Source organism: Enorma sp., assembly GCF_982429025.1.
Genome location: NZ_CEWCAA010000063.1, coordinates 1 through 9963, shown reverse-complemented (window position 1 = coordinate 9963; position 9963 = coordinate 1). Strand labels below are relative to the sequence as shown.

Sequence of the window (9963 nt, the reverse complement as noted above, 5' to 3'; positions counted from 1 at the left end):
CCCCGCAAGAAAAAGCCCGTGGCGCTCATCGCGGGCATCGCGGTGCTGGCGCTCGCGGCCGTCGTGGCACTGTGCGTGTTCGTCGTGCCGCGTTTTCTGGATGCCGCAGGCCCAACCGTGACCTACGGCCAGACGGACCCGGTGCAGTGCTCGGTGGTTACGCGCATTCGCCCGCGCGACGCCGAGGGCAACGAGCTCACCTCGTATGTCGTGAGCCTTGTCGAGCGCACGGCTGACCGCCAGGATCGCACGAGCGCAGACGACGGCATCGCCGATGCCGTGGCGCAGATTCGCGTAACGGGCAACAACGGCTTTACCATGGAGGACTTCGGCGACGATATCGCGGATGGCGACTACTATCTCGTTATCGAGTCCTCGGATTCTTCGGATGATAGCTCGAGCGACCAGCGCATCCCCATCCATTATGAGCACGATAACCCCGACGCCGATTCGGAGGTCGTGGTCACGCCGCCCGCGCCCGAGTCCGATGAGTCCGCTTCAGGCGGTGAGGGCCAGGAGAGCGGGGATGCTCAGGGCGAGTCCGAGTTTACCGAAGAGCAGCTCGCCTACGCACACTACTACCTGAAGTGCCAGGAGCTCATCAACGCTTATGGCCCCGCGGGCACGACAGATCTCTACGACGGCCAGATGACGGCCATGACGGGGCTCGCCCTCGCGCGGCTCATCGACTTTGATGGCGATGGCCTGAACGAGCTCCTCGTCTCATATAACGCTGTGGAGATCGGCACGGATGCCGCGAGCGCCGACGAGGTCTACCCTGTCGAGGTCTGGGACTATCAAGACGGCGAGCTCGTGCAAGTCTACGAGGGCAATGCTCCGTACACGAACGGCGGTGCATACTTCCTCGACCTCTACGAGTACAACGACCTGCCGGTAATCTGCGCTGTGTGGTACGACATGCAGGTTGATAACGCGAACCTGGTCGACGAATACACGGGCTACTTCTCGCAGGTGAGCGAGACGCTCGATGCGATCGCCGTGCGCGATTCGTTTTTCAATTACGACACCGGTGAGAATTCCGTGACCTACACGCTCGACGGGGAGAGCGCTACCGAGGAGGAGTGGAACGACTTCGAGGGCGACCTTGACCACACGACCCATTACGACCTCGCGCTCTTCAACAACGTCGTCGAGGCGGAATCCACGGACGACGATGGGTGCGATACGCTCTATGGCGAGGACTTGCGTGCGGCGACCGAGGATACGTTCGCGGAGCTCCAGGAGGGCGCAGGCGATGCTCTCGAGGCCGTTGAGGCAGAAACGGAAGACGGTGCCTATGCATACGATATCGTTGAGCAAGAGGTGACCTATACCTCTTCGCAGGGCGAGGGAACCGAATGGGAGGCCACCTCGACGTGGTGCTACCCGCAGTTCACGCTGGCAGACGGTTCCACGACCCCGGCGCTCGATTCGCTGAATGCCCAACTTAAGGGATCGTTTGACGAGGACGTTGCCAATGCGCAGTCATGGACGTTTGAATCGGGCGACGTGCAGATACAGGTGCATCGCGATACCGTGACGTACCACGAGGGAACGATTGTGTGCGTGCGGAGCGATCGAAGCGGCTTTACCGGCGGCGCGCACGGCACCGAGAGCGTGACGGGCACGTTCTACGACCTGGATACGGGCCAGCAGGTGGGGCTCGAGACAGCGACGGGCGTTTCGCTCGATGAGCTGAAGAGCGCGGCGGTCACCGCTGTACTCGACTACGTTGCCGCGCAGCCCAATGGCACGTTGAGCACCGATGAGGATTCGCTCAACACCCTCATTGATGAGGATCGGTTCTATGCCGACGAGAACGGTGTCGTCGTTGCGCTGTGGCCGTACGAAATCGGCAGCTACGCGGACGGCGTGCAACTCGTCTATGTGTACGCGTTCGAGGATGACTCAATCGTGGGCACGAGCGCGGGCTCCTTTGAGTGGGGGAATTGATGGCGGAGGAGATTGTCGAGCCAACCGGGCCTGCGGTCGCTGAGGCCCTTTGCGCGAGCGGGGAGCCGGCGGGCGTGGAGCCGCTGGCCGCGGAGCCGACGGCAGTAGAGCCGCTGGTTGCAGAGCCGTCGGCAGCAGCGAGTTTTCCGGAGCAGCCCGCCATGCCCCGCTTCATCACGCTTGAGGGCATCGATGGGTGCGGTAAATCCACGCAGGCGAAGCTTCTGGCTGAGGACCTCGAACGTGCAGGCTACGACGTGCTGCTCCTGCGTGAGCCGGGTGGCGTGACCATATCGGAGAAAATCCGCGAGCTCCTGCTCGATCCGGCGCACGCGGCGATGAGCGACACCTGCGAGCTCCTGCTGTACGAGGCGGCGCGCGCCCAGCTCGTTCACGAGGTGGTTGCTCCCGCTCTTGCTCGGGGGCGCATCGTGGTGTGCGACCGCTTCTATGATTCCACGACCGCCTACCAGGGCTATGCCAACGGGATGGATCTCGGTGCGGTGCAGCGGGCCAACGCGCTCGCCGTTGGTGCATGCCACCCGGATCTCACGCTCGTTTTCGATATCGACCCAGCCAAGGCTGCTGCTCGTGCAGCCGCGCGCGACCGCGCCCAGGACCGCATGGAGGCCAAGGGGCTTGCCTACCAGGAGCGCGTGGCGGCTGGCTTCCGCGCAATTGCTGCCGCAGAGCATGGGCGGGTTCGCCTTGTCGATGCCAGCCGCGATATCGACGCAATCCATGCCGACGTTCGCGCCCTCGTTTTTGGGCAATAGCCGGACATCTTGGAAAACGCTGATCATTAGGCGCCGGAGCCATCCGTCCCGTCGAGGTTTCAACTTTTGGGCACTTCCTGACGCGGCGGGCGGGTACGGGCAAGCGAGGGGAAGAGAAAGGCGCAGCTCAGGAGGCCGGCGCCCTCCCGGCCGCGGCGCGGCTACCCGGGCCCTCCGCTCCGAAGTGCCCAAAAGCTGCAAGCCCGGTCGCACCTAAGATATATTCAGCGTTTCCCTAGGGCTTTTCGGGCGAGATTCAAACACCGCGTGCGTTCTCGGGCAACAATTGGACACCGAGGGTGTTTTCGGGCGAGATTTGGACGTTGAGGGCGCATGATGTGGCGATTTTTCGCCCGAAGACGCCGGGAATGTCCGAATTGTGCCCGAAGACGCACGTGGTGTCCGAATCTCGCCCGAGAACATGCCGCATGGCGAAAAGCCGCCCGAAGGCGCGCTGTGTAGTGCCGGAGGACACACTCCTGGGGGTAGCGGGGGCAAGACGCGAGCGGGCCGGTCGGGGTATGATAATCGACACGGCTCGCATCGCAGATAGCCGAGATGCCAGAGAACTCGTCTGATGCATCGCGGGCCAGACCGTTACGTCTTCAAGCTGGGGAGCCGCCATGCCCGCCGCCGTGCTGGACAACCAACGCTCGCTGCTTGCGCAGCTCGACACGCAGCCGCGCGTGCGCGACTTCTTGGCGCGTGCCGTCGAGGCCGGCCGCACCTCGCATGCCTACCTCTTCCTCGGCTCGCCCGGATCGGGCAAGCTCGATGCCGCATGGGCGCTTGCACAGGCCCTCATCTGCGAGGATTCCGGCTGCGGTTCGTGCGATGCCTGCGTGCGCGTGGCTCGGCACACGCATCCCGACGTGCACTATTTTGCGCCGGAAAGCGCGACGGGCTATCTCATCTCGCAGGTGCGAGACCTACTCGACGACGTGCTGCTCGCACCCATCCGTGCCACATGCAAGGTGTATATTCTCGACCGTGCGGAGCAGTTGCGGGCGAGTTCGGCAAACGCGCTGCTCAAAACGCTCGAAGAACCGCCTAAGGGCGTCACGTTCATCCTGCTTGGCACCTCGAGCGAGACCATCTTGCCCACGATCGTCTCTCGCTGCCAATGCGTTCCGTTCCGCATGATCTCTCCGGTGGACGCGGCGAACTTCGTCGCACGGTCGACGGGATTGCCGCAGGAGCGTTGCCGCATGGCGGTCGCCATCGCGGGGAGCCCCACCCGGGCGCGTGCGTTTCTCAAGAGTGCCGAGCGCCAGCAGGCACGTCGCGAGATGCTGCGCGCCATCGACTCGCTTGCCCATGCGGACGAGGCAGACGTTCTCGCGTCGGCGAAGGCACTCGTCGTTGCGGTGAAAGCCCCGCTTGCCGAGGTTCAGTCGACGCAAAAGGCCGTGCTTGAGCGCGATGCGGACTTTCTGAGCCGCGGTGCGCTGAAGCAGCTGGAAGACCGCAACAAGCGCGAGCTCAACGCGCGCGAGCGTTCGGGTATCATGGAAGTGCTGGCTTGCGCCCGCTTGCTGCTGCGCGACGTGCTCATCGAGCTCGAAGGCGCGCCGGGCGGCATCGTGAACGCGGACGTCCGCTCGATAGTCGAGAGGATCGCCGCGACGGCGCACCCGGCTGCAATCGTTCAGGCGCTCGACGCCGTCTCCTCCGCTGAGCGCGCCATTGCCAGGAACGTTACCCCTCAGCTGGCCCTCGAGGTCATGCTCTTCGATATCAGGAAGGCCCTCTCATGCCCGTCGTAGTTCCCGTAAAATTCCCGTTTGCCTCGCGAGACCTGTGGTTCGATCCGCAAGGTCTCGACATCATCGAGGCAGACTACGCCATCTGCTCGACCGAGCGCGGCCAGGAGATTGGCCTCGTTACCGCCGATCCCTTCGAGGTAGAGGAATCGGCGCTCCGTGCGCCGCTCAAGCCGGTGCTGCGCATAGCCACCGACGCCGACCTTGACCGAGCCGATGAGCTCGCCCGCCGCGGCGAGGAGGCCATGCACGGTTTCCGTGATCTTGTGAAGCAGAACGACCTCGACATGAAACCGGTGGGGGTGGAGTACCTCTTCGGGGGAGAGAAGGCCGTCTTCTACTTCGCTGCCGAGGACCGCGTGGACTTTCGCCAGCTCGTGAAGGACCTTTCCGCGCGCTTCCACACACGCGTCGACATGCGTCAGATCGGCGTTCGCGACGAGACGCGCCTCGTGGGAGGCATCGCGCATTGCGGGCAGGAGCTGTGCTGCGCGCGCTTCGGGGGCCAGTTCGAGCCGGTGAGCATCCGCATGGCCAAGGAGCAGGACCTTCCGCTTAACTCGGCGAAGATCTCGGGTGTATGCGGTCGACTCATGTGCTGCCTGCGCTATGAGTTTGAAGCGTACAAGGACTTCAAGGGCCGCGCTCCCAAGAAGAAGGCGGTTATCGATACACCGCTCGGCAAGGCTCGCATCCAGGAATACGATACCCCGCGTGAGCAGCTCATTCTGCGCCTGGAAAGCGGCAAGGTGTTCCGCGTGGACCTGGCCGACATGACCTGCTCCGATGCAGCTAAGAAGAAATCCGAGGAACAGGGGTGCGCGTGCCGTCCGGATTGCGTGACGCGCAGCGTGCTCGAGAAGCTTGAGAGCCCGGATATCGCGTTGGCGCTCATGGAGCTCGACCGCGAGAACGGTGTCGATGTGGGCGATGGCCTTTCGAGCGCCGACCGCATCGTGATCGATGGCGGCACCTCGCGTCGTCGCCGTCGTGGAGAGCGCGGCGATGGCCAGGCTGGCCAGGGGTTGCGCGGCGAAAAGCAGGGACGCGGCGCCCGTTCCGCCAAGGCCGCCGATGCATCCGACGCTTCGGCAGAAGGGCAGGGCTCGGGACGTCGTCGCCGCAAGCGTTCGGGAGGTGGCGCGCGCCCCGATGCCGCCGAGGCCGCGCCGTCGCGTCGCCCCGGTGATGGCGGGCAGGGCGCTGCCGGGCAGGCCCAGAGCGGCTCCGGCCAGGGAGGTTCGCGCCGTCGCCGTCGGCATCTCTCGAGCGAGGAACGCGAGAGCGCGTTCCTGAGCGCCGCGGCGCGCGAGAGCCGCCGGGATGCCGGGGAGGCTTCTTCTGAGGGTTCCGGACAAGGGACAGGGCGCACGCGCCGTCGTCATCGTTCGGCTTCGGCGCCGCGAGCAGAGGTGCGGGACGACGCGACGAAGCAGGCGCCGCAAAAGCCCGATGTTCCCTCGGTGGCCAGCCAGGTTGCGGACGGCGATGTGAAGGTGTCGCGCCGGCGTCCTGGTGATGGCGGCGGAGCGCGCAGGAGCGGCGTTGCTGGCCCGGAGCGGCCGAAAGCGGACGCCGCCCGCGATGACGCTGCGGCTGGCGAGGGACAGGCGCCCAAGAAGCGTCGCCGCCGCAGGCCGCGTAAGCCGAAGGGCTCGGCGCCGGGCTCACAGCCTCCCGCGTCTGAGGACTAGCGGAAACCAGCCGGGCCGGAATCCGTCAATTGAGGGGTTCCGGCTCGGCTTCTTCATAGAGCGTTTGAGGCGAGGGGGTGCTGCCCATGGAAGATGCGCACCGCGAGGTTGCCGTGCCGACATGGCGGCAGCGCATGCGCGAGGCCGCCCTCGAAGCCATCTCACCGACGCGCTGCGCCGGATGCGAGCGCCCCGGGGCTCTCGTATGCGACGATTGCATCGCGCGCATAACGCCTATCGATCCGGTGCATGCCTGCACGCGCTGCGGCGCGCCATTCGGCGATGTGCTCTGTACGGAATGCGCGGGCGATGGCGTCCTCGCGGTGTCCGATGCGCCTTCCGGTTTGCATGCCTGCGCGCCTGCGTGTGAGCCTTTGGGGAGAACGCTTGCGGCAACGGTATTCGAGGGCCCTGTGCCGCGCATCGTCCGAGCGTACAAAGATGCGGGCGAGCGGCGCCTCGCCCAGCCCATCGCCGAGCTCATGCTGGACGCTGCCGAGCATGCTGAGGCTGCGGCGCCCGAACGGTACGGAGGCCTGCTCTCTGCTGTCGACGCCATCACGTTCGTGCCTGTGACGGCTGCGGCGTTTTCTCGCCGAGGGTTCGACCATATGGAGCTCGTCGCCTCGTCGTTTGCGAACATGACGGGGAAGCCGGTGCTCGATGCACTGCTTAAGCACGGCAAGGGCGATCAGCGCACTCTTGGTCGTGCGGAGCGCCAGAAGCAGGCGCAGAGTTTGTACGAGGTGGTCGAGCCGGTTGCCGGCAAGCGCCTTCTTTTACTTGACGACGTCATCACCACCGGTGCGACGCTGCGTGCCGCCCGAGCGAGCCTGCTGCAGGCCGGCGCCGCGCGTGTTGATGCCCTAGCGTTTGCCCGCGTCTGGTGAGAGCGCGCCGCACCGCTTTCGGGCGCATTCCGGACACTGTCGGCGTTTTCGGGCGATAATTCGTCATCTGGGAGGCTCTGAGCGTCCAAATCTCGCCCGACAATGCTATCAATGTCCGGAATGCGCCCGACAACGCCCTGCGCCCTGTCCGCATCACAGTCCTGTTTAGTACCGCGAAACCCCACGCTAAGCGCCCGTGTTGTATAATTTCCCTCGTCCTCCCAGGCTGTGGTTGCGGGTGCGCCGCGCGCATCCTAGTCCATGACAGACGCGGTCAAAGGGACCCACGTAAGCACGCGTGTGCGCATGCGTGCGATCATGGCGCGTCCTAGAGGTAAGTCGCACCGTCCGTTTCTAGGGGCAATTCCGCCCCGCGGGCGAGCGGGCAAGTCGTGATGCCATCGCGGTGGCTGAGCAAACGTTCCAGTGCGCAGGTGTGGGGGAAAAGACCAGGTCAGCTGGAGGACATCGCAAAAGGACCGCTTGCTTTCGTGGCGAGTGGAGCTCATAGGGTTGGCGCCGATTCCGGCGCGTGGGATGAAGAGGATCGCGCGATGGTGGATGGATTGAAGTCGAGGCTTGCACGGGCTGCGGCGGGGGTTGCCGCCCTCGCGCTCGCGTTTGGTCTGGGGGGCTGCTCGCTTGCCACGCCGTCGCTCGATGAGGCGGTAGACGATACACCCGCTCAGGCGATTGCCGATTCCGAGCTTGTTCAGGCCGGCACGCTCACCGTCGCTCTCGATACGTCCGACGCTCCGCAGGTCATCACGGGTACGGATGGCGAGCTCGTAGGTTACGACATCGATGTCGCGACCGCGCTTGCCGAGAACATGGGACTCAAGGTGTCCTTCGTGAGCGCCACCTCGCCCTCGAGCGCGCTCGAGGGCGGCGAGGCCGATATCTACCTGGGCGCTACCGCTAGCGACGAGTCCGGCGACATCTCGACCGAGGGCGAGGTCCTGCAAAACGCGACCGCAATCTTCGGCATCAATACGGGTTCCACGAGCGCGGCGTCGACGACGGTGTCTGCGTCCGACCTCACGTCGGCCCGCGTGGGCGTGCAGGACGGCTCCGCTTCGCAGGAGGCACTCGCTCGCGTGAACGTCGTGGCGTCTAGCACCTACAGCAATGTGAACGAGTGCTTCGAGGCCCTTGCCGCGGGCGAGGTCGATTACGTTGCGTGCGACGCCACCGCGGGCGGCTACCTCGCCCGTTCGTACGAAGGCGTGTTCTTCGCGGGCACCATCAGCTCGTCAACCTCGTACGGTATCGCATACCTCTCGTCGTCGTCCGATCTAGCCGATGAGGTGAATAATGCGCTCGATGCCCTCGCGACCGATGGTACGCTCGATGCGATTCACCAGGTATGGTACGGCCCAGTGCCGCTGAGCCTCTCGAGCGAGGTCATCTCGGGTGTCACCCTGTCTACGGACGAGAGCGCGTCCGATGATGAGTCTGCCTCCTCGGACGGCGAGCCAACGATCACGGAGGATATCAACAGCCTCGATTAGTACCGAGTTCAAGCGTGCATTCCGTACGGCGCCTAGCGCATGTGCCCGTGCGCGCTGCGCTCATTTCGATGAACGGCGCGTTCCGCAGCCTCAATGGCTCATGTGATGCCCGCGCTCCGATTGGGTACAAACATCATACGTACTGTCCCCGGATAGATAGGAGCACATATGGATATCACGGTCTCGGGACGTAAGACCACGGTAACTGATGCTCTGCGTGCACGTGTTGAAGAGAAAGTCGGCGAGGCGCTCAAGGTATTCGATATCGAGCCCATGACGGCCGACGTCGTTCTCCGTTACGAGAAGAACCCCTCGATTCCCGAGCCTGCAATCGTGGAGGTCACCGTCCGTGCGAGAGGCTCGGTGATTCGCGTGGCCGAGCACGGGGCGGATATGTATGCCGCCATCGACCTTGCGGCCGATAAGGTCACGCGCCAGTTGCGCAAGTTCAAGACGAAGGTGGTCGACAACCGCCAGCAGGGCCCCTCGGCAGCCGAGGTTGCGCCGGCGCCGCCCGTCGACGACCTTGCCGACCTGCTTCTGCCCGAAGAGGAAGACGATCTGCTCGTGCGCGAGAAGATTATCGACATCACCCCTATGACCGAAGAGGAAGCGCTCGTGCAGACGGACCTCATCGGACACGACTTCTATGTGTTCGAAAATGCCACGACGGGCCTCATCAATGTGGTGTATCACCGTAAGAATGGTGGATATGGCATCATCAAGCCGAAAATTGAGAGCTTAGACGAGTAAAATACGTCTACTGCATGCGTAAAGGCGGGCGGCTGTCCATGCGGGGCAGCCGCCTTTTTTGAGAAAGGCTTGTCGATGAGCACTGCCGCGTCCGAAGGGTACAAGAACCGCTGCCGTATTGCGGTCGACACCTGCAGCGACCTCACCCCCGAGATCGCCGCGACCCTCGATGTCGATATCCTGGGCTTTCCCTATATTCTCGACGGCGTCGAGAAGGCCGACGACATCTGGACCTCGATGACGCCTAAATGGTTCTACGACCAGATCCGCAGCGGCGTGAAGGCATCGACCGCGGCCATCTCGGTCGGTCGCTACCTGGAGTACTTCACCGAGTGCGCAGAAGAGGGGACGCCGACGGTGTACCTCGCCTTTACCTCTGCGCTTTCCTCGAGCTACGAGCACGCGTGCATCGCGGCCGACGAGGTACGCGAGAAGTACCCCGAATTCGAGCTCTACGTGGTCGACAACGCGCTTCCCTGCGCGTGCGGTGAGCTCTTGGTACTCGAGGCGGTGCGTCAGCGCGCGGCGGGCCTCACGGCTGCCCAGCTCGCCGAGTGGGCGAACGAGTCCAAGACCTACGTGCACGGCTACTTCACCCTCGATAGCCTCGACTCCCTTGCGGC

8 protein-coding genes are annotated in these 9963 nt (G+C 64.3%); all 8 read left to right on the top strand.

Annotated elements, in window-relative coordinates; all coding sequences use genetic code 11:
- Nucleotides 1-1953: zinc-ribbon domain-containing protein (locus AC1VS5_RS08860; protein ID WP_481218400.1), on the top strand; the 1953-nt coding region annotated here is incomplete at its 5' end.
- 161 nt (nucleotides 1954-2114) lie between these two features.
- Nucleotides 2115-2729 (top strand): dTMP kinase, encoded by a 615-nt coding sequence (tmk, locus tag AC1VS5_RS08855; RefSeq protein WP_287748742.1) that lies wholly within the window; start codon nucleotides 2115-2117, stop codon nucleotides 2727-2729.
- A gap of 623 nt (nucleotides 2730-3352) precedes the next feature.
- A complete protein-coding gene (locus AC1VS5_RS08850) occupies nucleotides 3353-4495 on the top strand; it encodes a DNA polymerase III subunit (RefSeq protein WP_087185933.1) in 1143 nt (380 codons plus the stop codon).
- Entirely contained in the window at nucleotides 4483-6186 is a 1704-nt protein-coding gene (locus AC1VS5_RS08845; RefSeq protein ID WP_481218399.1) for a PSP1 domain-containing protein, read from the top strand. Before AC1VS5_RS08850 ends, AC1VS5_RS08845 begins: the two co-directional genes overlap by 13 nt.
- 86 nt (nucleotides 6187-6272) lie before the next feature.
- On the top strand, nucleotides 6273-7076 hold the full coding sequence (locus AC1VS5_RS08840; protein WP_481218398.1) for a ComF family protein: 804 nt from the start codon (nucleotides 6273-6275) through the stop codon (nucleotides 7074-7076).
- Nucleotides 7077-7630: 554 nt separating this feature from the next.
- The gene (locus AC1VS5_RS08835) at nucleotides 7631-8587 is read left to right on the top strand and encodes a substrate-binding periplasmic protein (protein WP_481218397.1); all 957 of its coding nucleotides are present in this window, start codon (nucleotides 7631-7633) and stop codon (nucleotides 8585-8587) included.
- Between the two features lie 168 nt (nucleotides 8588-8755).
- On the top strand, nucleotides 8756-9340 hold the full coding sequence (gene hpf, locus AC1VS5_RS08830) for a ribosome hibernation-promoting factor, HPF/YfiA family (protein WP_087185930.1): 585 nt from the start codon (nucleotides 8756-8758) through the stop codon (nucleotides 9338-9340).
- A 75-nt stretch (nucleotides 9341-9415) separates the two neighbouring features.
- On the top strand, nucleotides 9416-9963 hold a 548-nt coding region (locus AC1VS5_RS08825; RefSeq protein WP_481218396.1), incomplete at its 3' end, for a DegV family protein.